This is a genomic window from Olleya sp. 1-3, from assembly GCF_002836085.1.
Lineage (GTDB): Bacteria > Bacteroidota > Bacteroidia > Flavobacteriales > Flavobacteriaceae > Olleya > Olleya namhaensis.
On the sequence record NZ_PJBW01000004.1, the window covers coordinates 48,616 to 72,470 of the forward strand.

The 23,855-nt window shown below is 33.1% G+C and carries 18 protein-coding genes; 13 read left to right on the forward strand and 5 right to left on the reverse strand.

The features are described from left to right. Window positions 1-36 precede the first annotated feature (36 nt). Window positions 37-1,545 (reverse strand): glutamate--tRNA ligase, encoded by a 1,509-nt coding sequence (gltX, locus tag CXF54_RS05445; protein WP_101202757.1) that lies wholly within the window; start codon window positions 1,543-1,545, stop codon window positions 37-39. A 250-nt stretch (window positions 1,546-1,795) separates the two neighbouring features. Between gltX and CXF54_RS05450 the strand changes: the two genes are divergently transcribed. The 6 genes from CXF54_RS05450 to CXF54_RS05475 all read left to right on the forward strand — a co-directional run bounded on the left by CXF54_RS05450 (window position 1,796) and on the right by CXF54_RS05475 (window position 11,338). Beyond that, a complete protein-coding gene (locus tag CXF54_RS05450; RefSeq protein WP_101202758.1) occupies window positions 1,796-5,245 on the forward strand; it encodes a DUF4175 family protein in 3,450 nt (1,149 codons plus the stop codon). Continuing rightward, window positions 5,238-5,654 carry an rRNA maturation RNase YbeY gene (gene ybeY, locus CXF54_RS05455; RefSeq protein WP_101202759.1) on the forward strand — a complete coding sequence of 139 codons (417 nt, stop codon included), beginning with the start codon at window positions 5,238-5,240 and terminating at the stop codon, window positions 5,652-5,654. The genes CXF54_RS05450 and ybeY overlap by 8 nt, the downstream gene beginning before the upstream one ends. A 138-nt stretch (window positions 5,655-5,792) precedes the next feature. Continuing rightward, window positions 5,793-7,664, forward strand: a complete 1,872-nt coding sequence (gene mnmG, locus CXF54_RS05460) for a tRNA uridine-5-carboxymethylaminomethyl(34) synthesis enzyme MnmG (protein ID WP_101202760.1) — start codon at window positions 5,793-5,795, stop codon at window positions 7,662-7,664. A 109-nt stretch (window positions 7,665-7,773) separates the two neighbouring features. Next, on the forward strand, window positions 7,774-8,634 hold the full coding sequence (locus CXF54_RS05465) for a class I SAM-dependent methyltransferase (RefSeq protein ID WP_101202761.1): 861 nt from the start codon (window positions 7,774-7,776) through the stop codon (window positions 8,632-8,634). A gap of 230 nt (window positions 8,635-8,864) precedes the next feature. Continuing rightward, window positions 8,865-9,365: an OmpH family outer membrane protein gene (locus CXF54_RS05470; protein WP_101202762.1), complete on the forward strand. Its 501-nt coding sequence runs from the start codon at window positions 8,865-8,867 to the stop codon at window positions 9,363-9,365. Window positions 9,366-9,502: 137 nt separating this feature from the next. Then, complete coding sequence (locus CXF54_RS05475; protein ID WP_101202763.1) at window positions 9,503-11,338, forward strand: hypothetical protein; 1,836 nt, start codon at window positions 9,503-9,505, stop codon at window positions 11,336-11,338. A gap of 1 nt (window position 11,339) precedes the next feature. On the opposite strand, the gene CXF54_RS05480 is transcribed toward CXF54_RS05475, so the two are convergent. Genes CXF54_RS05480 through CXF54_RS05490 form a run of 3 tightly spaced genes read right to left on the reverse strand, consistent with a single transcriptional unit; the run spans window position 11,340 to window position 13,854 of the window. After that, window positions 11,340-11,735, reverse strand: coding sequence for a DoxX family protein (locus CXF54_RS05480; RefSeq protein WP_101202764.1), 396 nt, complete (start codon window positions 11,733-11,735; stop codon window positions 11,340-11,342). Window positions 11,736-11,780: 45 nt separating this feature from the next. Next, window positions 11,781-12,698, reverse strand: a complete 918-nt coding sequence (locus CXF54_RS05485; protein WP_101202765.1) for a diacylglycerol/lipid kinase family protein — start codon at window positions 12,696-12,698, stop codon at window positions 11,781-11,783. A gap of 1 nt (window position 12,699) precedes the next feature. Continuing rightward, window positions 12,700-13,854 carry an ATP-binding protein gene (locus CXF54_RS05490; protein ID WP_090837122.1) on the reverse strand — a complete coding sequence of 385 codons (1,155 nt, stop codon included), beginning with the start codon at window positions 13,852-13,854 and terminating at the stop codon, window positions 12,700-12,702. Between the two features lie 126 nt (window positions 13,855-13,980). On the opposite strand from CXF54_RS05490, the gene CXF54_RS05495 reads away from it, so the two are divergent. The 4 genes from CXF54_RS05495 to CXF54_RS05510 are packed head-to-tail and all read left to right on the forward strand — an operon-like array spanning window position 13,981 to window position 19,387. Next, a complete protein-coding gene (locus CXF54_RS05495) occupies window positions 13,981-15,555 on the forward strand; it encodes an SPOR domain-containing protein (RefSeq protein WP_157823401.1) in 1,575 nt (524 codons plus the stop codon). Between the two features lie 15 nt (window positions 15,556-15,570). Further along, window positions 15,571-16,758 (forward strand): phosphoglycerate kinase, encoded by a 1,188-nt coding sequence (locus tag CXF54_RS05500; protein ID WP_101202767.1) that lies wholly within the window; start codon window positions 15,571-15,573, stop codon window positions 16,756-16,758. A gap of 38 nt (window positions 16,759-16,796) precedes the next feature. Continuing rightward, window positions 16,797-18,383 (forward strand): LysM peptidoglycan-binding domain-containing protein, encoded by a 1,587-nt coding sequence (locus CXF54_RS05505; protein WP_090837126.1) that lies wholly within the window; start codon window positions 16,797-16,799, stop codon window positions 18,381-18,383. Window positions 18,384-18,406: 23 nt separating this feature from the next. Continuing rightward, on the forward strand, window positions 18,407-19,387 hold the full coding sequence (locus CXF54_RS05510) for a DUF4837 family protein (protein WP_101202768.1): 981 nt from the start codon (window positions 18,407-18,409) through the stop codon (window positions 19,385-19,387). Window positions 19,388-19,454: 67 nt separating this feature from the next. On the opposite strand, the gene tatA is transcribed toward CXF54_RS05510, so the two are convergent. Continuing rightward, on the reverse strand, window positions 19,455-19,634 hold the full coding sequence (tatA, locus tag CXF54_RS05515; RefSeq protein ID WP_101202769.1) for a twin-arginine translocase TatA/TatE family subunit: 180 nt from the start codon (window positions 19,632-19,634) through the stop codon (window positions 19,455-19,457). Window positions 19,635-19,750: 116 nt separating this feature from the next. On the opposite strand from tatA, the gene CXF54_RS05520 reads away from it, so the two are divergent. The 3 genes from CXF54_RS05520 to CXF54_RS05530 are packed head-to-tail and all read left to right on the forward strand — an operon-like array spanning window position 19,751 to window position 23,845. Next, window positions 19,751-20,620, forward strand: a complete 870-nt coding sequence (locus CXF54_RS05520) for a M23 family metallopeptidase (protein WP_090837132.1) — start codon at window positions 19,751-19,753, stop codon at window positions 20,618-20,620. Continuing rightward, window positions 20,620-22,122 (forward strand): GH3 auxin-responsive promoter family protein, encoded by a 1,503-nt coding sequence (locus CXF54_RS05525; protein ID WP_101202770.1) that lies wholly within the window; start codon window positions 20,620-20,622, stop codon window positions 22,120-22,122. Before CXF54_RS05520 ends, CXF54_RS05525 begins: the two co-directional genes overlap by 1 nt. Before the next feature lie 37 nt (window positions 22,123-22,159). After that, window positions 22,160-23,845 (forward strand): DUF6909 family protein, encoded by a 1,686-nt coding sequence (locus CXF54_RS05530; RefSeq protein WP_090837135.1) that lies wholly within the window; start codon window positions 22,160-22,162, stop codon window positions 23,843-23,845. The last annotated feature ends 10 nt before the right edge of the window (window positions 23,846-23,855 follow it).

The window sequence follows — 23,855 nt, forward strand, 5'->3', positions numbered from 1 at the left end:
AAAAAAGCCATCTAATTTAGATGGCTTTTTTTAGTATTATAATGTTTCAATAAGTTTTTCGATACGTTTTATACTTTCGTTTTTGCCAATCATAAACATAATGTCAAAAACATCTGGTCCTTGTAAAGCACCAACAAGTGCTAAACGTAGAGGCATCATTACCTTTCCAAAACCAATTTCTTTAGCGGTTATCCATCCTTTTACTTCTTTTTGAAGTGGCTCTACTTCAAAATCTGTAATATTAGAAACTACAGCTAATACCTCAGTCATTATAGACTTTGTATCTTCCTTAAATGCTTTTTTAGAGGCTTTTTCGTCATAACTTTTTGGAGCTACAAAAAAGTAACTACTTAAGTCCCAAAAGTCATTAACAAACGTAGCACGTTCTTTAACTAAACCTACAACTAATGCAATATAGTTTACATCAATAGTGGCTAGTTCTTTATGGTTTTTCTGAAACGTTTCAGCTAATGTTTCATTAGATTGCTCTTGCATATAATGGTGGTTAAACCATTTAATTTTGTCTGGATCAAAACGTGCTCCTGCTTTATTAACACGGTCTAAATCAAAAGCAGCAATCAATTGGTCTAAAGTAAACATTTCTTGTTCTGTCCCAGGATTCCAACCTAAAAAGGCTAAAAAGTTAACAACAGCTTCTGCAAAGTAACCTTCTTCTTTATATCCTTTAGCAGTATCTCCAAACTCAGGATTCCACTCTAATGGAAATACAGGAAAACCTAATTTATCACCATCACGCTTGCTTAATTTACCTTTACCAGTAGGTTTTAAAATTAATGGTAAATGTGCAAATTGAGGTTTATCCCAACCAAAAGCAGTGTATAATTGGTAGTGTAACGCTAAACTTGGCAACCACTCTTCTCCACGTATAACATGTGTAATTTCCATTAAATGGTCATCCACAATATTAGCTAAGTGATAAGTTGGCATACCATCTGATTTAAACAATACTTTATCATCTAAAACATTAGTGTCTATCTTAATATCACCACGGATAATATCTTTTAAATGTAATGTTTGGTCTTGTGGGCTTTTAAATCTAATTACAAAATCGTCTCCAGCATCTAATTTAGCTTTTACTTGGTCTTCCGTAAGTGCTAAAGAGTTGCTTAATTTTAAACGATTATGCCAATTATAGATAAATGTTTTACCATTAGACTCATGATCTGTTCTGTGATAATCTAACTCTTCTGACGTATCAAAAGCGTAATAAGCATTTCCGCTAGTTATTAATTGCTCTGCATATTGCTTGTATAATTCTTTACGTTCACTTTGTCTGTATGGTCCAAATTTTTCGTTTTTTCCTGGGCCTTCATCAAAAGGAATATTACACCAATTAAGTGCGTCTATTATGTATTGTTCTGCACCTTCAACATAGCGATTTTGATCTGTATCTTCAATACGCAATACAAATGTTCCGTTATGCTTTTTAGCAAATAAATAGTTAAAAAGTGCGGTACGTACGCCTCCAATATGTAAAGGTCCTGTTGGACTTGGTGCAAAACGCACTCTGACTTGTTCTGACATGTTGTTTTGTAAAAAAATAGCACTTAAACATGATGTATTTAAGTTAGCTATAAATTGTCATCCTAAACGTGTTTCAGGATATTAGGTGCAAAGATAGAATAGAGTAGTAGAAAGAGCAAAGAAATAATAAAGAACAATTTTTAACAGGGCATAATTTCCGCGAAAGCGGTAATCTTTAACATTAACTTATATTGGTAACTATATAAGTGTAAAAATAAAACAGTAATTTAGTCAGTTAAATACCAATTACTTGAATAACTTTAATAACATACAGTCTAAATTAGAGCAATTTATTAGAAAATATTATACTAATGAGTTGATAAAAGGTGCTATTTTATTTTTTAGCATTGGGTTACTATATTTTATATTCACGCTTTTACTAGAACATTTTCTATGGCTAAATTCGGCTGCTAGAACCGTATTGTTTTGGTTGTTTATAGTTGTAGAACTAGCCTTGTTTGTTAAGTTTATTGCCTTACCGTTGGCAAAGTTATTTAAGCTTCAAAAAGGAATTAATTATAAAGAAGCATCAACTATTATTGGTAGTTATTTTCCAGAAGTTAATGATAAGCTTCTTAATGTATTGCAGTTAAAAGAATCTGAAAATGCATCCGAATTACTGTTAGCAAGTATTGATCAAAAGGCGGAAGAGCTTAATCCAATTCCGTTTAAACTAGCAGTTAACTTTAAACAAAACGTAAAATATTTAAAATATGCAGCAATTCCTGTTGCTATAGTTGTAATTGCTGCTATTTCTGGTAAGATGAATTGGTTTAGCGATAGCTACAAACGTGTGGTTAATTATCAAACAGCGTATGAGCCACCTGCACCGTTTCAGTTTTTTGTTTTAAACGAAACTTTAGAAACTACCGAAAATAAAGAATTTAGATTATTAGCGACTACAGAAGGTCAGGTTAGTCCGGAAGATGTAAAAATTACGTTTGACACAGAAACTTATGTTTTACAACAACTTCAAGCGGGTAATTTTGAGTATGTTTTTGAGCAGCCTAAACAAGATATTACATTTAGATTATCTGCTAATGGGATTACGTCTAAACCGTATACTTTAAAAGTGGTAGAAGTGCCAACACTAGTTAGTTTTGATATGGTTTTAAACTATCCAAATTATACCAATAAGCGTAGTCAGATATTAAAAGGTATTGGTAATGCTGTGGTGCCGCAAGGGACAAAGGTGACATGGCAGTTAAAGACTAAAGCAACGGAACAGGTAGATTTGATTGGTCGCGATACTATTGCTTTTTCTAGCAACAAATTAGGCGGTTTTGAAACCTCTAAAAGCATTTACTCTAACTTTGATTATAATATAAGTACAAGTAATAAAAGCCTCCGTAATTACGAGAATCTAGCGTATAGCATTCAGGTTATTAAAGATCAATATCCAGAGTTAAAGCTAGAAGCAAAAACAGATAGTTTAGATCAGCAAACGTTATATTTTAAAGGTCAGGTTAGTGATGATTATGGATTAAGAAAACTGCAATTAGTGTATTACCCTAATGGGAATGAAGGCGCTAAAAAAATGGTAAATATTCCTATTAGTAATTCTAATTTTGATCAGTTTATTAAAGCGTTTCCTAATACTTTAGATCTTGAAGAAGGTACGCCTTACGATTTGTATTTTGAGGTTTTTGATAATGATGCCGTAAATAAAAGTAAGAGTACAAAAAGTCCAGTGTTTAATTATAGAAAACGAACACAAGACGAAGAAGAACAAAAACAACTTCAAGAGCAAAATCAAACGATTCAGAATTTAAATAAGTCGTTAGAGAAATTTGATAAACAGCAAAAGGAATTACAAGAGTTGTCTAAAAATCAAAAAGAAAAGTCTGAGCTTAATTTTAACGATAAAAAGAAATTTGATAACTTCTTGAAACGTCAAAAGGAGCAGGAGCAGATGATGAGAAAATTCAATAAAAAATTGAAAGATAATTTAGACGAATTCCAGAAGGACCAAGACAAAGAAGATCAATTTAAAAAAGATTTAAAAGAACGATTAAAAGATAATGAGGAGCAACTTAAGGAAGACGAACGTTTGCTTGAGGAATTAGAAAAGCTAAGAGAAAAATTTAGTAAAGAAGAATTTTCTGCGAAGTTGGATAATTTGGCTAAAAAAGCGAAAAGTCAAAAACGTAGTTTAGAGCAGATCGTAGAGTTGACTAAACGTTATTATGTGTCTAAAAAAATGGAGAAAATTGGTTTGGAACTTGATAAGTTGGCCAAGGAGCAAGACAAATTAGCTAATAGTAAACCTGAAGAAAATACTAAAGAAAAGCAAGACGAGTTAAATAGTAAGTTTGAAGAGCTACAAGACCAATTAGATACTTTAGATAAGGATAACAAGGACTTGAAAAAGCCGATGGATTTACCGCGTAACAAAAATACTGAGGAAAACATTAACGATGATCAGCAAGGCGCTAGCGAGGATTTAAAGAATAAACAAGAAGCAGGAAGTCAGGAAGAAAAAGAGGCTAAGCAACAATCTGCGAAACAAAAACAAAAAAAGGCAGCTCAGGAAATGAAAAAGATGAGCATGAGCATGCAAAGCGAAATGGCTAGTGCTGCTAAGGAGCAGTTAGAGGAAGATATTGAAATGCTACGTCAAATCTTAGATAATCTGGTTATTTTCTCTATGGATGAAGAAGCGTTGATGGAACAATTTAAGAGCATTGAAATTAATCATAATGAATATGCAACCTATCTTAAAAAGCAAAAAGAGTTAAGAACACATTTTGAACATGTGGATGATAGTTTATTTGCTATATCGTTACGTCAACCTAAGTTTTCTGAAGACATTAATACAGAAATTAATGAAGTGTATTTTAATATAGACAAAGCGTTAGCAGAGCTTTCTGAGAATATGTTGCATCGTGGTGTGTCATCGCAGCAATATGCTTTTACGTCTGCTAATAATTTGGCAGATTTTTTAAGTGGCGCTCTAGATAATTTACAAAATCAAATGGGAATGCCTTCTCCCGGTCAAGGCGAAGGTGGTATGCCAATGCCGGACATAATTATTAGTCAAGAAGAGTTGACCAAAAAGATGGAGAAAGGCATGGAGAAGGGTGATAAGGGTAAAGAAGGTCAGGAAGGCGAAAAAGGAGAAGAGGGTGACAAAGGTAAATCTGGTGATAAAGGAGAAGGTGGTGAAGGTGGAGAGAATGGAGCACAAGGCGAAAATGGTAAAGGAGGTAATAAAGGTAAAGGTGGAGAGAATGGAGAAGGGCCTAATGGAGAGAAGCAAGGAGGCGATGGTTTTAATGAAGATAGTAATGGCGAATTATTTAAAATTTATCAAGAACAACAAATGTTACGTCAAGCTTTAGAACAACGTTTGGATAAAGAAGGTTTAGGAGACAGCAGAGAGGCGAGACAGTTATTAAAGGATATGGAGCAGGTTGAGGTAGATTTAATCAATAATGGGTTTACTAATCAAACGTTGAGTAAGATGAAAAATATTCAGCATCAACTTTTAAAATTAGAAAATGCAGCGTTGCAACAAGGTCAAGAACAAAAACGTCAATCGGAATCAAATACTAAAGAATTTAAGAATACAACAACTAGTCAAGAAGATAAGGCAAAACAATATTTTAACACGACAGAAATTTTGAATAAGCAAACATTACCTTTGCAACAAATTTATAAGCAAAAAGCACAACAGTATTTTAAACAGCAAAATGATTAATTTTAACTACGAAACCGATTTTAAGCTTCTTGACGACGCTAAAATATCTAAATGGATATCTAATATAATTAATAACGAAAACTGCAAGGAGGACGAGATAAACTATGTGTTTTGTGACGACGTGTATTTACATAAATTAAATGTAGAGTTCTTAGATCACGATACTTTAACGGATGTTATTAGTTTTGATTACAGTGTAGGAAAAACATTACAAGGTGATATTTTTATTTCTGTAGAGCGTGTTGCAGATAATGCAAAAGATTTTAAGGTTGAATTTGAATCTGAGTTGCATCGTGTTATTGTTCACGGAATTTTACATTACTGTGGATATAAGGATAAGTCAGAAGCAGATGCAGCTGAAATGCGTAACAAAGAAAACGAAGCTTTAGCATTGCTAAATGCAATGTAATAGTTTGTTGTATATTTGCACGCTTAAATTATTTTAAAAAGTCAAACGTTCCACGTGGAACAATTATTAAAAATCATACTTAAATTATTTTGTAGTTAGAGTGTTCTAGTTTCAAAATCGTTTAGTCAAATAAATATTATGTTTAACGAAGTTTACGATGTAATTGTAGTTGGAGGTGGTCATGCAGGAAGTGAAGCAGCAGCATCCGCAGCTAATATGGGAAGCAAGACTTTGCTTATCACCATGAATTTACAAAACATTGCACAGATGTCTTGTAACCCGGCAATGGGCGGAATTGCAAAAGGACAAATTGTAAGAGAGATTGATGCGCTTGGAGGATACTCCGGAATTGTGAGTGATACCTCTGCAATACAATTTAAAATGCTAAACAAATCTAAAGGGCCTGCAATGTGGAGTCCAAGAGTCCAAAGTGACAGAATGCGTTTTGCAGAAGATTGGCGTTTACTTTTAGAGCAAACCAAAAACCTTGATTTTTATCAAGAGATGGTGTCGGGCTTAATTGTAGAAAACGGAAAAGTTTGTGGTGTTACAACATCGCTTGGTGTGAAGATAAAATCAAAAACTGTTGTCCTTACAAATGGTACTTTTTTAAATGGGTTAATCCATATTGGAGATAAAAATTTTGGAGGAGGTAGAGCAGGCGAAAGAGCTGCAACTGGAATTACAGAACAGTTGGTTAATTTAGGTTTTGAATCTGGTAGAATGAAAACTGGAACACCGCCAAGAGTTGATGGACGGTCTTTAGATTTCTCGAAAATGGTCGAGCAACCTGGAGATGTAAACCCGGAAAAGTTTTCTTATTTAGATACTACAAAAGCATTAACGCATCAACGTTCTTGTCACATGTCTTATACAAGTTTAAAGGTTCATGATTTACTTCGTGAAGGCTTTGATCGTTCGCCAATGTTTAATGGTAGAATTAAAAGTTTAGGGCCAAGATATTGTCCGTCTATTGAAGATAAAATTAACAGGTTTGCAGATAAGGATAGACATCAATTATTTGTAGAGCCGGAAGGTTGGAATACGGTTGAATATTATATTAATGGATTCTCTACATCACTTCCAGAAGATGTTCAATTTAAAGCATTACGTAGTGTTGTTGGTTTTGAAAACGTGAAGTTTTTTAGACCTGGATATGCTATAGAATATGATTATTTTCCACCAACACAATTAAAGCACACGTTAGAAACTAAGTTGATTGATGGCTTGTTTTTTGCTGGTCAGATTAACGGAACAACGGGTTATGAAGAAGCAGCGTCTCAAGGATTAATGGCTGGTATAAATGCAGCATTACAGGTTCAGGAACGTGAGGCTTTTATCCTTAAAAGGGATGAGGCATACATTGGTGTTTTGGTGGATGATTTGATTACTAAGGGTACAGAAGAACCGTATCGCATGTTTACTTCTAGAGCAGAGTATAGGACGTTATTGCGTCAGGATAATGCTGATATTAGATTAACGCCTAAAGGATTTGATCTTGGTTTGGCTTCAGAAAAGCGACTGCGTAGGATGGAAGAAAAGCATGGTGCAGCAGACAAATTTGTTCAGTTTTTTAGAGAGACTAGTGTTACTCCGGACGAGATAAATCCTGTGTTAGAAGCTAAGAATTCTGCATCAATTAGACAGCAAGATAAGATGTTTAAAATGTTTGCTAGACCTAATATTAGTATTGACGATATGAAGCAAGTGGCATCGGTTTCAGAATATATCGAGACTAATAATTTGGATGGTGAGGTTATAGAGCAAGCCGAAATTCAGGTGAAATATTCTGGATATATTGCAAAAGAAAAGAACAATGCAGACAAGTTAACGCGTCTTGAAAACATAAAAATTCCAGCTAATTTTGACTACTCTAAACTGCAATCTATGAGTTTGGAAGCACGAGAAAAATTAACTAAAATTCAACCGGTAACCATATCTCAGGCATCAAGAATTAGTGGCGTTTCGCCATCAGATATTTCGGTGTTGTTGGTTTTTATGGGTCGATAAATCAATAAAAAAAGCGAACGTTCCACGTGGAACGTTCGCTTTTTTTTGTCTTTAAAAGTATAAATCAGCTGTAGTATTACATCTAAATTCAGCTTAAATTTAATTAATAGTGTCAAGTCAAAACATCCAAAACGCATTTATTAAGGTTAAAGATTACTCTGTTTCTGGAGAAGAATTTCAATTAATTGAGAACAAAACGTATGGGTATTTAGAAACAATTCCTAAGCCTTCTTTAGACAAATTACCTGAATATTATCAGACAGAAGACTACATTTCTCATACAGATTCTAAACGCAATTTGTTTGAAAAGGTATATCATAGTATCAGAGAAATATCTTTAAAGCGTAAATTAAAGTTGATTAATTCGTTTAAAACGGAACAAAAAACACTATTAGATTTTGGTTGTGGTACAGGTGATTTTTTGAATACTGCACAAAATAACAATTGGATTGTGTCAGGAATCGAACCAAATAAAGAGGCTAGATTGATTGCAAATAGCAAAACAAATCAATCCGTTTTTGATTCTAATTATATAAATAACTTAGAAAAAGAGAGTTTTGATGTCATTACTTTATGGCATGTTTTAGAACATATTCCAAATTTAGAAGCACAAATTGCTCAACTAAAAGCCTTATTAAAACCTTCGGGAGTTTTAATTATTGCAGTTCCAAACTATAAAAGTTACGATTCAAACTACTATAAACAGTTTTGGGCAGCATTAGATGTGCCTCGACATTTGTGGCATTTTAATCAAAAATCAGTTTCTAAGTTGTTTGCAAAAATTAATATGTCGGTTGTAAAAACGTTGCCAATGGTTTTTGACTCGTATTATGTTAGTCTGCTTTCTGAAAAATATAAATCTGGATGGATGAATATCTTTAAAGCATTTTGGATTGGATTTAGATCAAATTACAAAGCAAAGTCTTCTGGAGAGTATTCTTCATTGATTTATGTGCTTAAAAACAGCTAAAATTTAATATAAGATTCGCTGTTAATTTATTAAGCACTATAATGTGTTATCACATTAGCTTTTTTTAAAACGTGCTTAAATGGCTTTATTTGACCCCGTTTTTGATAGGGATTCCCTATAAATGTCCAAATTTGTGATAAGTATTTCTTATTTGGGTTAAAATGTGTGATTAAAATTTATTTCTAGTTTATTTTATTATTTACATTTGCTCAAATTCTTAAAAAATAAAAATGAAAAAAATATTAGGTTTAGTATTACTTGGGTTAGTTTTTACGTCTTGTCAAAAACAAAAAATTGTATTCGTTGATAATGGTGTTATTATAAACGAAATAAATGAGAAGCTAGATTTAGAATCTAGATACAATACTAAAGATTCTTTATTCCAGAAAAAAGTGGATAGCTTTAGACAAGTATTTCAGTTAAATTTTCAAAAAATTGCAACATTACCAAAAAGTAAGCAGAGTGCAGAAGAGAGCGTATTGAGACAAAAAGCACAAGGGTTACAACAAGCATGGCAAAAGGAACAACAAGCTTTTCAAAAAGAGTATCAAGTGGAAATAGACACTTTGATTGTTAAAGTAAAGAATTTTGTTAAGGATTATGGTAAATCTAATAGTTATGATTACATCTTAGGGACAGTAGAAAATGCACCTAGTGTTATGTTCTCAAAGGATGAAAATGATATTTCAAATAAGATAATAGAAGGTTTAAATGCTGCTTATAAGAAGTAAATAAGGCATTAATAGTAAAGTCAAAAGGCGATTAACAACAGTTAATCGCCTTTTTTGTTATATAAGGGTTTAAATATCAGAGTATTTCTTTTAATTAGTTATATTTATTGCGCTATTAATCATTTTCAATTCAAATTATGAAAAGCTTGCTTTGGCCTTGTGCTATTGTCTTTGCTATGTTTTCTGCTAGTTATGCTCAGGAGGCTATTCCATTTAAAACTCAAAAAGCGTTTTATATCTATGGAGAAGCTGTGGCTATCGGGAATAATATACTTAGTAAAGACGCTACTGAACCTTACAATGATCACCGTTTAACTAACGACGATATTGATATGGTTTACGTGGATATTGATAAAGATGATACTACTTTTTCGTCCAGTTCTGCGAGTCTGCAATTACCAGATAATCATAAAAATATTGCTTATGCTGTACTGTATTGGTCAGCAACTTATAGTTATAAAAAGGGGACTAGAAGGGAGGAGAATTCTCAGTTTTTCTTTCAAGGAGAACGTCAGCGAAACAGAAGCGTTATAAGTAAAATAAAGCTAAAATTGCCAGGCGATAATTATAAAAATATCACGGGAGAAGTTTTGTTTGATGGTGCGAAAGAGACTTCTTTTGCTTTAAATTCACCTTATGTTTGCTTTGCTGATGTGACTAAACATTTACAAAACGCGAAACAGGTTAATGGCGAATATACTGTTGGTAATATTAATGCTACAGAAGGTTTTGTAGCTGGAGGTAGTGCTGCTGGTTGGATGCTGTATGTGGTGTATGAAACACCAACAAAAAAGCCTAAATATATTACTACCTTTAATGGGTTTACACACGTTGGGAGTGATCCAGTAATCATTAATTTAAAGGATTTTAAAACGCCAGAAAAAGGTAAAACTAGTACAGATATTACATTGGCTGCGTTAGAAGGGGATTCTGCTTTAACTGATGATGAGTGCGTAATTGCCAACTCGCAACTTCAAAAAGTTTGGAAGTTAAAATCCGAAAATCGAGTACATAATAATTTTTTTAGTAGTCAGATTACCTCTTCAAATAAAGATAATCAGCAACGATTGCCCGATAGTGACAATACTTTAGGGTTTGATATTGCTTCAGTAACTTTGCCAAATAATAAAGACGCTATTATTACTAATAATACGGAGAAGGTTGAACTTATTTTTAACACAAAACAAGATCGTTTTTACTTGTTTTTTACCGCTTTTCAAACCGAGATTAGTGAAGATTATTTTAATCAAATAGAATCAAAAGCACCTTCTAATTCCGTAGTATTCTCTTCTCATAAATCGCGTCCTATGGTGGAGGTGCAAATGGATTTAGATGCGGAGGGTACTATAGCTTTAAAGAAACCTACTATAACGATACCAGGGGATGTAACACCGCCAAAGCCAGTAATAATACCCAATCCTAAGGTGCAATCCGTTACAGTGGTTACGGTTAATCCTGTTACACCGTTACCAGAACAAGCTATTGTATCGGAACCATTAGTTTTGAGACAACCTATAAAAACCATGGAAAACACTGATAATCAAAAAGTTAATAGTGTTTCTTTAGGGGTTTCTGCATCAAGAATTCAACAAGAAATGTTAGTTAGTGGAGATGTAATTATTGCTAGTAATACGTATGTAAAAGCCTTAGAATTAGAAGATAAACCTCTAGAAACTCAGGCTTTTAAATTACTTTTAGAAAAAAATACCGCGCAAATAGAAGGTGTTAAAAAAGGGTATTATGTTATTAATAAACTGTTTTCTATACCTAAAAATGCAATTGCTTGGCAAAATCAATTAAGAGACTCTGGGTATGCCAGCGAGATTTTAATAGACGATCAACAAGAGTTATACTATGTATATGTGTTTCATACAGAAAACTTCTATGATGCCTATATGCAACATAAAACACTACTTAATAAAAGTCTTTTTAAAGATAATTGGGTGTTCAAAGTAAATATGACAGAGTATTAATCTATTTTAGTAGGTATAATGCCATTATAGTTGGAATAAAGTATATCACTATTGTTCTTGCTCCATCGTAGTCTTTAGCAACACGTTGTCCAAATAATAGTAAAAGAAGCACTATCGCGCTTAAAATAGCCGAATAGAAGCCAAACACAGTATTACCATCTATAATAATGGTTGCCATACTTATAAGCGCAAATAGGCCAGCTATAGTTTCTAAAACAAATATAATCCCCACATTTAACGGTACCATATTAGCCATAAACGTTTTTTCAAAGTGCCCTTTTAACCAAGCAATATTACCTTTCCAATCTAAGGCTTTGTCTAATCCTGATTGTAGAAATGTAATTGCCAAAAAAGCAAGTAAAAGTAACTCTGTAATGTTATTTAAGATGTTGTCCATTGTTGTATTTTTTTTGCTCAAAGGTATTAAATAATACCATGGATTTTAGAGATAAAAGGTAATAGCTTGTGGTAGTATAGATGCTTTTATATTACTGGTTGCCATAGGCTCTCCGTCCGCCTGAATAAGCGGTTTTTTTGCATTAAATTCTAATGTGATATGCTTAGTTTTTAACGTTGTAATGTTTTCGTGCTTTAAAATACTACCAGTAAATAATCCTATTATATTTTTTGCAATTTGACATTTAGTAAAATTAGTGGCAATAGAGACGTCCAACAAACCATCATTTGGATCAGGTTGTTTTGTCAGCTGCATTCCTGATCCCGTATATCTACAAATTCCTAACTGTATCATCATACAGTTTTTATGCGTTTTTGTTTCTGAGTCTAACGTGACTTTAGTGTCAAAATACGTGAAATTAAATAGTGCTTTTAATGCGCCAAAAATATAGGTTAATTTACCAAAAGACCTGTCGTTTTTAACAAGGTCAACCACCAAACCATCAAACCCAATACCGCATAGATTTAAAAAGTAGGTTTTAGAATTATTTAGATCTAAAAAGGTTAAACAACCAACATCTTGAGTCTTTGTATTTCCTTTAATTATAGCCTGAAGCGCACGGTGTCTATTTTTAGGAATTTTATATGTTTTAATCCAATCATTTCCTGTACCTATAGCCAATACACCAAAGCTAATCTGATTTGGATTTATTGTCTTTTGACTAAAAACGCCATTAATAAATTTGTTTAATGTGCCATCTCCACCAATAATTATAAAATTACGAAACCCTTTATTTAAGGCATCTTGTGTAATTTGGATGTCATGATTACTGTGATTGGTAAACTGAGATGTAATATTAAAATGTTGTGAGAGTTTGTCTTTAACGCTGTTCCAAACTTTTTTGCCTTTCCCGTTTCCAGAAACAGGATTTATTATGACAAAAAAAGTTTTTTTTTCAGACATTTTAATCTTGTTTAGCGTGAAGTAAACGTGTTAGTTTTATACTTAAATCTGTAAGGATGATTTTAGAATTTCCGTTACGTTCAATATGATAAATTGCATCATTTAGCTCGTTAGAGATATCCATAATATTATTGTTGTGGATAAATGGTGCAAATTTAGAAATGTCAAAACCTTTGCTTTTGGTTTCAAAATAAACCAACTCTTCAGCACCATAATTTAATAACATGGCTTGTCTAAAAAAGTCTAAACAAAAGTTTAAAAACTGCTTTTGTGTTTCACGACCAGTTTTAGCAATGTCTTCACTCCATCCAATTAAATCATGTATAGCCGCTTTATTTCCTTTAGCTTTAAAGGCCGCACGTATCCAGAAAATAAACCATTGTTCAAATTGGTCATCTTCTGTGTCGTGATAGACTAAATCACAGGCTTTGTTGTAATTTCCGTCAGATTGATGTGCAATTTTAGTAGCAGTAGCATCATCAAGACTAAATTGTTTTTGGATTCCAGCTTTGATATCATTTTCTGCTAATGGCGGAAAATGTATAATCTGACAACGGGATCTTATGGTATTAATAATTTGTTCTTCTTCTTCAGCAATTAAAATAAATACCGTGTTATTTGGCGGCTCTTCTATAAGTTTTAATAGTTTGTTGGCTGCTTGGGTATTCATCTTTTCAGCCATCCAAATCAGCATAATTTTATAGCCACCTTCGTAAGATTTTAAGCTTAATGCTTTAACAATATCTAAAGCTTCGTCAACACCAATTTGTCCTTGTTTGTTATCAACACCAAGAAGTCTGTACCAATCAAATAAGTTTCCGTAAGGTTGTTCTTTTAACAACTGCCTCCATTCCGTAAGGAAATAAGAAGATACAGGATGTTTTTTTACTTTATCAGTTGTTGTTACCGGAAAGGCAAAATGCAAGTCTGGATGAGAAAAGTTTTTAAACTTAATATTGCAAGCTTCGTTTTCTCCGCTGTTTTCTCCCGCCGCATTTTTGCACAACACATATTGCGCATAGGCAATAGCCATAGGCAGTGTTCCTGAACCTTCAGGGCCAATAAATAGTTGCGCATGAGGTATGCGACCATTGTCAGCACTTGTAGTTAAGTGTTTTTTAATATGATTTAATCCTAAAATATCACTGAAAAGCATAGGGCAAATATAGTTTTCTTGGTAATTAAAAACTATTTTTATTAAAGATTGATTTTATCAGTACATATTTATAGTATGGTTGTATTTGTATATATTTGAAGAATATTCACACTTTTAATTTTTAAAATGAAAAGGCTATCAGGTTTATTATTTTGTGTAATGGGTTTAGGGCTTGTTAATGCACAAGAAACCACAGCAATAGATTCTGCGTCTATTGATGGTGTTACTTTCAAATCTCAAAACGAATTTTACATTTTTGGAGATGTTACTGTTATTGGTAATAATATTTTAAGCGAAGATGATAAAGACGCGTTTAATGATATGCAGGTCAATAACGATGATACAAAAATGCGTTATGTAGATATTGATAACGACCCAGAAACATTTAGTTCTAGTCAAGCCACTTTATCTTTACCTGAAGATTTTAAAAAAATAGCCTACGCTGGTCTATATTGGACAGGAACGTATGCTTACGAAAAAGGAACGCGTAAAGAACAAAAAGGGAATTACATTTTTAGAGGAAATGGAGCGCGTTCGCCAATTATTAATCAAATTAAATTTAAGTTACCAAACCAAGAGTATCAAGATATTTCTGGAGAGATAATTTATGACGGGGCAACCAATCCGACACATGCTATTAATTCGCCATACGCTTGTTATGCAAATGTGACAAGACTTTTAAAGTCTGCCGAAAATAAATCAGGAGACTATGCTGTGGCTAACATTAAAGCAACAGAAGGTTATTTATCTGGTGGTAGTGCAGGGGGTTGGATGTTGTATGTGATATACCAATCACCTACGGACAATCCTAAATATATTTCTACATACCACGGTTTTGCTTTAGTTAATAAAGAAGAGCCTTTTGATATTACATTTAAAAACTTTAAATCTGTACAGCAAGGAGACGTTAAAACTAAAGTGGTATTATCTGCTTTAGAAGGTGATGCTGCTTTGGAAGGTGATGAATTTGCAATTGTAAAACAACGTGATGGTAGTTTTCAATCGTTGAGTAATGGGGCGCGTTTTCAGCAAAACTTCTTCAATAGTTCTATTACTAATAATAGTATGAAAAACAGAGATAGGCTGCCAAACAGCGAAAACACACTTGGTTTTGATATTGCTAAATTGGACATTCCTAACTACAATAATGCCATAATAAACAACAATACAAGTGAGACAACACTGCGTTTTAAAACCCAATCGGACCGTTTTTATCTATATTTTACAGCCTTTCAAACGGAAATAGCTCAAAACTATTTTGACGATATTGTTCAAGAAAACAACCCTGATGCTAGTCAAACAGCATCTGTATCGCCAGAAATTGTTAGAGCACAACCAGAGTCAGACCCAAGTTTTAATACCAAAGAAAAACGTAAGCCATATCAATATCGTAAAAGAGGTTTAGGATCTAAAGCATTTAGATATTTAAAAAACAAAAAATCGACAACAATTGCGGGTATAGAAGGCGGTTATTATGTAATAACAGGTGTATTTGCAGAGTCTATTAGAGCAGGGAAATGGACCAATAAATTAATAAAAAATGGTTTAAAAGCGACTGCTTTTATTAACCCAAAAAATAGTTGGAATTACGTTTATATTTTAAGAAGTGATACTGCAGAAGAAGCTTTTGAATTAGCAGAAGAGCTAAAAACAAATTATAGATATAGAGATACGTGGGTTTTAAAATCAAACCTAGACTAAAAACATACAAAACAGATGAAAACACTAAACGACTTTAATTTTAAGAATAAGAAAGCATTAATTCGTGTAGATTTTAACGTCCCTTTAGATGCGGATTTTAAGGTTACTGATGCGACTAGAATACAAGCTGCAAAACCAACAATTATTAAAATATTAGAAGATGGCGGAAGCTGTATTTTAATGTCTCACCTAGGAAGACCAAAAGGAGTAGAAGACCAATTTTCTTTAAAACATATTGCTAATAAAGTAGAAGATATTATTGGTGTAGAAACTCAGTTTGTATCAAATTGTATTGGTGAAGAAGCAGAGCGTGCTGCAGCCAATCTAGAACCAGGAAAAATCTTAATTTTAGAAAATCTGCGTTTTCATGAAGAAGAAACTAAGGGTGATGTCGCTTTCGCGGAAAAATTAGCAAAACTAGGAGATATTTATGTAAATGATGCGTTTGGTACTGCTCACAGAGCACACGCTTCAACAACGGTAATTGCTCAGTTTTTTCCAGAAAAGAAATGTTTTGGTTACCTATTAGAAAAAGAAATTAAGAGTATTGATAAAGTAATGAAAACTGGCGAAAAACCTGTTTTAGCGGTACTTGGAGGAGCAAAAGTATCTTCTAAAATTACAATTATAGAAAACATTTTAGACAAAGTAGATCACCTAATTATTGGTGGTGGTATGACCTTTACATTTATAAAGGCACAAGGCGGAAGCGTTGGAGACTCTATCTGTGAAGATGATAAAATGGAATTAGCATTAGAGATTTTAAAGCAAGCAAAAGCTAAAAACGTACAAATACACCTTCCAGTGGATGTACTAGCAGCAAATGCCTTTAGTAACGATGCAGAAACACAAGTTCTTGATGTAACTAAAATACCAGATGGATGGCAAGGTTTAGATGCTGGTCCAAAATCTATAGCAATGTTTCATGATGTTGTATTACAGTGCAAAACAATACTTTGGAATGGACCTTTAGGTGTCTTTGAAATGGAAAGTTTTGCAAAGGGTACAATAGCGTTAGGAGACGCCATAGCAGAAGCAACTAAAAATGGAGCTTTTTCTCTTGTTGGTGGTGGTGACTCTGTCGCAGCAGTAAAACAATTTGGATTTGAAGACAAAGTAAGCTACGTTAGTACCGGAGGTGGTGCAATGTTAGAAAGCTTAGAAGGGAAGACACTTCCTGGTATTGCTGCTATTTTAAAATAATAGAGCACTTTTAATCGTTATGCAATAAATAAAAGTACATGCATCAAGTAAAAATATATAGTGCTTTCTTTTTACTGTTTTTGGGAATTAATTTTGGTTTTGCCCAAGATACAATACAACAAAGCAGATTAAGACAGGACCAATTACAAGAAGGAGAAGACTACGTTATTGATACAATAATTGACGGTCAAGCCTATTTTAAAAAATCTATAAAATCTATTGAGGTTTTAGAGTTACCTAAAGTGCTTCAGGACCATGAGTTTGCTGCAGATATAGATAAAAAATGGTTAGAAGAATTGTATAGTAATACATTGTTTGATACTATTTATAGAGACGTTTCTGGATTAAAATATGATGCAGTTTACTATCCTGAGTTAACAACAGATACTTTAAAAGCAAGATTACAGCGCTTAAATGCTAGAACACCTTTTAATGTAGAATATAACCCAGGTTTAGAAAGTGTTATTAAGTCGTTTTTAAAAAATCGTCATCATTCTTTTGAACGTTTAATGGGATTAAGTAATTACTACTTTCCAATGTTTGAACGTGAGTTGGACAACTACGATATTCCGTTAGAGATGAAATATCTAGCGATAGTAGAATCTGCTTTAAAACCTCGTGCCCGCTCTAGAGTTGGTGCAACAGGATTATGGCAATTTATGTTTGCAACCGGAAAAGAGTATGGTTTAGATGTAAGTAGTTATGTGGATGAGCGTAGTGATCCAATTAAAGCAACAATTGCGGCGTCTAAATACTTATCTAAATTGTATAAATTATTTGGTGATTGGGATTTAGCTTTGGCAGCTTATAACTCAGGTCCAGGTAATGTTAGTAAAGCAATACGACGTTCTGGAGGCTATCAAAATTATTGGAATATTAGGCCAAATCTTCCACGTGAAACAGCAGGTTATGTACCCGCATTTTTGGCAACAATGTATATTTTTGAATATGCTAAGGAGCATGGATTTGTGCAACATAGACCGGAGTTTCATTTGATAGAAACAGATACCATCCATGTCAAGCAAATGATAACCTTAGATCAGGTGTCGGAATATACAGGTGTGGAGATTGAAACGCTTCAGTTTTTAAATCCGGCTTATAAGTTGGATGTTATTCCTTTTATAGAAGGTAAAAACTACACATTACGATTACCAAGGACTATTATTGGAGCGTTTGTAAATAACGAAGAGCAGTTGTATGCACATGCTAAAGCAGAATTTGATAAGCGTGAAAAACCGCTACCTCAATTTCAAGATTCTGATTCTAAAACTAGATACAGAGTACAACAAGGGGATTACTTAGGGAAAATTGCCCGAAAATTTGGAGTTAGAGTTAGTCAAATTAAACAATGGAACGGTTTAAGAAATAATAATCTAAAAATTGGACAACGATTAACTATCTATCCTAGAAATGGGGTGCCTGTAAATCGTGCTAAAGCTTCAGCTACAGCTAAAAAAAGAGTAATACCAGCTAACGCAAAAACGTATACAGTGCAACAAGGAGATAGTCTATGGAGTATTTCACAAAAATTTTCTGGAGTTTCGGTTCAAAATATTAAAGATTGGAATGATATTAGTGGTAATAAATTAAAACCAGGAATGAAACTATTAGTTTCAAAAGGATAATTGATCTCTAAAACAGTATAGAAATGAAAAAAGTCGCTATTTTAATTTTATTAGTATGCACAATACTATCGTGTAAAGAAGGTTCTTCTAAAAATCAACGTTTAGTACCACAATCTTCAGGAAACCTATACAATGTAAACGTTGTTATAGATAATGATCTTTGGAAAGGTAGAGTTGGTGATCAAGTTAGAGAGGTGTTAACAACGGTTGTTCCCGGATTGCCTCAAGCAGAACCTATGTTTGATATAAATCAAATGCCACCACAAGTGTTTTCTGGATTTGCTACTCAAAACAGAATTGTTTTAAAAATTGAAAAAGGGGAAGACGAAGGGTTTAAAGTCCTATCTGATGCTTTTGCAAGACCTCAAAAATTGGTGGTAGTTAGTGGAAAAGACAATAACCAAATTATAAAATTGTTAAGCGCTAACAAAGACAAAATCTTAGAAACGTTTAAAAATCAAGAAATAGAGGCACGTCAAAAGCTAACTAGTAATTCGCCTCACGTTAATAATAATATTGAAAAGGTTTTAGGTTTAAAACTTCAGTTTCCTTCTGCTTATAGAGTAGCAAGAGAAGATGGTAATTTTTTCTGGATTAGAAAAAATTTAACGACTGGTACTAATAACTTTATGATATATCAAATCCCTTTAACTGCTATAGATAAAGAAGGTGATATTATAGAGCAGGTTATTAGAATTAGAGACAGTGTGGGTCAAAAATATGTTCCGGGACCAACAGATGGATCTTATATGATGACAGAGGAGGCGTATACACCGTTTCTATACAATACAATTATAGATAATAAGCCCGCTTATGAAGTTAGAAGTACTTGGGAAATTAAAGACAGCTATAATGCAGGACCATTTTTAAACTATATGGTTGAAGATAAAATTAATAACCGTTATGTGGTTATTGAAGGGTTTACTTTTGCACCATCAGTAAGTAAACGTGATTATGTTTTAGAGCTTGAATCTATTATAAAATCTTTAGAAATAAACAAGTAAACAAAATTTAAGAGCATAAAAAAAACCAATGCAATGCATTGGTTTTTTTTATATGATAAAGTAAAATTTACTTTTTCTCTTCGTTTTCTTCTTCTTTGCTAGCGTCTTTAAACTCTTTAATTCCGCTACCTAGTCCACGCATTAATTCTGGGATTTTCTTTCCTCCAAATAATAATAAAACCAAAACCACTACTATTGCGATTTGCCAAGGTCCTACCATACCTAAAAATATACTTGCTGAAATCATAACTTAAAATTTAGACCACAAAGTTAATAATTAAACTTTAATAATAACGTTAAAAGACTAACTTTAGCTTAACCTAAAGATGTTAGCACAAATTTTTATTTACTTTTGTTTTTAATATGGTAAAACCCGAAAAAAAATCTAAAAAAATTAAGAAGAAGTTACTACACAGGTATCGTTTGGTAATATTAAACGACGATACTTTTGAAGAAAGACTATCACTTAATTTAACGCGTCTAAATGTGTTTGTTTTAGGCACGCTGTCTGCAATATTTTTAATTGTTTTTACAACAATTTTAATAGCATTTACGCCATTAAAAGAATATATCCCTGGTTACTCCTCAACCTCACTTAAAAAGAAAGCTGTTAAATTAAGTTTTAAAACAGACTCTTTGCAACGTGTTATAGATTTAAACGAAAAGTATTTTACGTCTATTAAGCAGGTGTTACAAGGCGAGGTTAGTACAGTTCAATTTAATAAAGACTCGATAATTCAAGCAGCAAAACTTGAAGCAAGTCAAGTGGATTTAAACCCTATTAAAGAAGATTCTTTATTACGACAAAAAGTAGACAAGGAAGATAAATATAACTTGTTTGAAACCGCAAAATCTAGAGCTAGTTTTGTTTTGTTTCCGCCAGCAAATGGTACGATTAGCGAAAATTACAATAGTAAAACAAAACACTATGCAGTAGATGTTGTTTTAGCAAAAGACACGCCTATAAAAGCAACAGCGGATGGTACTGTTATTTTTGCAGAGTGGACAACGCAAACAGGTTATGTAATTATATTAGAACATAGCTACGGACTAATATCTGTATATAAGCATAATGCTTCATTAAACAAAAGTCAAGGTGATTTAGTAAAAGCAGGAGAAGTAATTGCTGCGTCTGGTAATTCGGGAGAGCTATCTACTGGACCACATTTGCATTTTGAATTATGGAGCGATGGCTATTCAGTAAACCCAACTAATTTTATAGATTTTAAATAATGCTTTCACTAAAATCAGCTTTAGCTAAACCGTTTGCAAAACGCGTTTATAAGAAAATACAAAAATGGGCAAATAACCCAATAGAAACACAAGATAAAGTTTTTAAAGATTTAATAAGTCAAGCAGCAGGTACTGCTTTTGGTATAGATCACGATTTTGTAAGTATCAATAATTACCAAGATTTTATAAAACGAGTGCCTATTAGAGATTACGAAGCTTTAAAACCTTACGTAGACCGTGTTGTGGCAGGCGAAGAAGATATCCTTTGGATAGGGAAACCGCTGTATTTTGCAAAAACGTCAGGGACGACGTCTGGCGCTAAGTATATCCCCATTACAAAGCAAAGTATGCCAAACCATGTAAATGCTGCAAAAAATGCAATATTGCTTTACATTCATGAAACAGGAAATGCAAAGTTTGTAGATGGTAAAATGATATTTTTACAAGGTAGTCCTGTTTTAAAAGAGCAAAACGGAGTACAACTAGGTCGTTTGTCTGGTATTGTAGCACATTTTGTTCCAAAATACCTTCAAAAAAATAGAATGCCTTCTTGGGAAACCAATTGTATTGAAGATTGGGAAACTAAGGTGGATGCTATTGTAGAAGAAACCGTAAACGAGGATATGTCTATAATTTCTGGAATACCATCGTGGGTGCAAATGTATTTTGAAAAACTGCAACTTAAGACAGGACAAAAGGTCGGTGATATTTTTAAAAATTTCAACCTTTTTATATTTGGCGGTGTTAATTATGAGCCTTACCGTGCTAAATTTGAGAACTTAATAGGTCGGAAAGTCGATAGTATAGAATTGTATCCTGCAAGTGAAGGTTTTTTTGCATTTCAGGACAAGCAAGACAAAAAAGGAATGCTACTGCAATTAAATTCTGGTATGTTTTACGAGTTTGTAAAAGCTGATGAGTTTTTTGATGAAAACCCTAAACGTATCACTATAAAAGATGTTGAGGTTGGTATTAATTATGTTATGATAATATCTACCAATGCAGGACTTTGGTCTTATAACATAGGAGACACCGTTATGTTTACAGAAACAAAACCATACAGAGTTATCGTGTCTGGACGTATCAAACATTTTATTTCGGCATTTGGAGAACATGTTATAGGTAAAGAGGTAGAACAGGCTATGAAGGACGCAACTGAAGGGTCTGAAGTTAGAATTAACGAGTTTACGGTTGCACCACAAATAAGTCCAGAATCAGGATTACCGTATCATGAATGGTTTGTAGAGTTTGAGAATGAACCTAAAGATATTTCCGCTTTAGCGAAAAAAATAGACAAGTCTTTGCAAGAACAGAACAGTTATTATTTAGATTTGGTAGCAGGAAAAGTTTTACAACCCCTGAAAATTACAAAGGTTGAAAAAAATGGATTTCAAAATTACATGAAATCAATAGGTAAGTTAGGAGGTCAAAATAAAATACCGCGATTAGCAAATGATCGTAAAATTGCTGACGCATTAAAATCACAAGTTTTGACTAAATAATAGTATCTTTGAACGTTAAATACATTATATAAGTAGTATGATTAAACAACATGAAAGAACGAGAGCACAAGAAAGCTCAAATGCAATAGAGCGTATGTATATTACTATGCGTCACTTGTTTAACAGAGGTTTTTATAAGCCTATGGGTGTGTCAGGAGAGACACTTCGTGAAGCACTATTAGTGTTGAGGCCAGAAATTTATGGATCTGTAGCAGATGAAAAAGCAGAATTAGAAGGCTTACTTTATGTTATAGATAGACTGCCTCACGGTATTGAAGAGTGTCGTTTTATTAACCTTACAAGTGATGAAGGTTATAAAGATTCTCATTTTGAAGCTATAATTCCGCCTAAGCGTAGAAGAAATTGTTATCGTATTGATGACGAGCAAATGAATATTGAAATCACTAGAGGACGTTCTGAAATTTATGATATTTTAACACACCTTACATTTTTATTTGTCGAATCTCACAAGATTAGTAAACGTGTTATTATTGATGAAAACGGTGCTACAACTAGAGATTGGCAAAAATTAGAAGCAGCAGTTTTAAATAAGAAAAAGCTAACACAAAAAGAACGTGAAATAGCTATTACGCATACAGCAAATATTTTAGGTCGTACGTTTAAAGAACTCTCTACAGTATATGACGTATTTGCATTACCAAGCAAGCCAGAACGTTTATTACATATAGTGTATTGGTTAGGTAAATTAGCGATTGAAGAAGTTGTTGAAAATAGTAAGCGTACCGTAACTTTTAGCCCGGTTTTAAGAGAACGATTAGGGCACCATATTCATGGTGAAATGTGGGCGAATACAATAAAAGAGACTTTAAAAAAAGAAGGCCTTTTAGAAAGACCAATACATATAATTAGTGCCAACTTACATAGTGTTATGAATACGCTTTATGCACCAATAGCATTGAAAGCAGAAACATCTAAAACCGAAATTTTTAAGGTTTATGAAGCATTAAGTCAAAGTGATAATAAAGCATTAAGAAAAAAAGTAACTCAAAAAGCAGAGCAACAAGGGATGATCTTTATAAAAGATACTTCTGGGACTAATATTGATGTTCAGATTTTTGATACAGCTAAAATAGATTTATCTAAAACAGATTTAAATTTACCAAAACAAGAAAAAGATAAAGAAGCACCAGTGCTTTTTGTTATGGATTACGCTTTTGGAGAGCAAGCATATGAGACTATAGACGAGTTTTTAAAGCCTTTTAGTGAAGATGGCAGCAAGACACATCTAAATATAGAATCTGTCTCTATTATGGGTAAAGCAGGTATCTTAGAAGGAGGTAAAGGTGATATTATGATACCTTCAGCACATATTTTTGAAGGTACTGCAGATAATTACCCTTTTAAAAACGAATTAAGTAAGGTTGATTTAGAAGGTCAAGGCGTTTCTGTTTTTGAAGGTGCCATGATTACGGTGCTAGGAACCTCTTTACAAAATAAAGATATTTTAAAATTCTTTTATAATTCTACCTGGAATGTGATAGGATTAGAAATGGAAGGGGCGCATTATCAAAAAGCAATTCAGGCAGCGTCTAAAGTTAGAGGTAGTATAAATCCTGACGTAAAAGTTAGATATGCTTATTACGCAAGTGATAACCCATTAGAAACAGGAGGGACGCTAGCTTCTGGAGGTTTAGGTACTTCTGGTGTAAAACCAACTTACCTTATTACAAGAAAAATTTTACAACAAATATTTAACCAATAATTAATTTAAA

What these genes read in the sequence shown, in the direction of transcription:
- gltX (WP_101202757.1), bottom strand. Translation starts at nt 1,545, where the DNA reads ATGTCAGAACAAGTCAGAGTGCGTTTTGCACCAAGTCCAACAGGACCT.
- ybeY (WP_101202759.1), top strand. Translation starts at nt 5,238, where the DNA reads ATGATTAATTTTAACTACGAAACCGATTTTAAGCTTCTTGACGACGCT.
- mnmG (WP_101202760.1), top strand. Translation starts at nt 5,793, where the DNA reads ATGTTTAACGAAGTTTACGATGTAATTGTAGTTGGAGGTGGTCATGCA.
- CXF54_RS05470 (WP_101202762.1), top strand. Translation starts at nt 8,865, where the DNA reads ATGAAAAAAATATTAGGTTTAGTATTACTTGGGTTAGTTTTTACGTCT.
- CXF54_RS05475 (WP_101202763.1), top strand. Translation starts at nt 9,503, where the DNA reads ATGAAAAGCTTGCTTTGGCCTTGTGCTATTGTCTTTGCTATGTTTTCT.
- CXF54_RS05480 (WP_101202764.1), bottom strand. Translation starts at nt 11,735, where the DNA reads ATGGACAACATCTTAAATAACATTACAGAGTTACTTTTACTTGCTTTT.
- CXF54_RS05485 (WP_101202765.1), bottom strand. Translation starts at nt 12,698, where the DNA reads ATGTCTGAAAAAAAAACTTTTTTTGTCATAATAAATCCTGTTTCTGGA.
- CXF54_RS05490 (WP_090837122.1), bottom strand. Translation starts at nt 13,854, where the DNA reads ATGCTTTTCAGTGATATTTTAGGATTAAATCATATTAAAAAACACTTA.
- CXF54_RS05495 (WP_157823401.1), top strand. Translation starts at nt 13,981, where the DNA reads ATGAAAAGGCTATCAGGTTTATTATTTTGTGTAATGGGTTTAGGGCTT.
- CXF54_RS05500 (WP_101202767.1), top strand. Translation starts at nt 15,571, where the DNA reads ATGAAAACACTAAACGACTTTAATTTTAAGAATAAGAAAGCATTAATT.
- CXF54_RS05505 (WP_090837126.1), top strand. Translation starts at nt 16,797, where the DNA reads ATGCATCAAGTAAAAATATATAGTGCTTTCTTTTTACTGTTTTTGGGA.
- CXF54_RS05510 (WP_101202768.1), top strand. Translation starts at nt 18,407, where the DNA reads ATGAAAAAAGTCGCTATTTTAATTTTATTAGTATGCACAATACTATCG.
- tatA (WP_101202769.1), bottom strand. Translation starts at nt 19,634, where the DNA reads ATGATTTCAGCAAGTATATTTTTAGGTATGGTAGGACCTTGGCAAATC.
- CXF54_RS05520 (WP_090837132.1), top strand. Translation starts at nt 19,751, where the DNA reads ATGGTAAAACCCGAAAAAAAATCTAAAAAAATTAAGAAGAAGTTACTA.
- CXF54_RS05525 (WP_101202770.1), top strand. Translation starts at nt 20,620, where the DNA reads ATGCTTTCACTAAAATCAGCTTTAGCTAAACCGTTTGCAAAACGCGTT.
- CXF54_RS05530 (WP_090837135.1), top strand. Translation starts at nt 22,160, where the DNA reads ATGATTAAACAACATGAAAGAACGAGAGCACAAGAAAGCTCAAATGCA.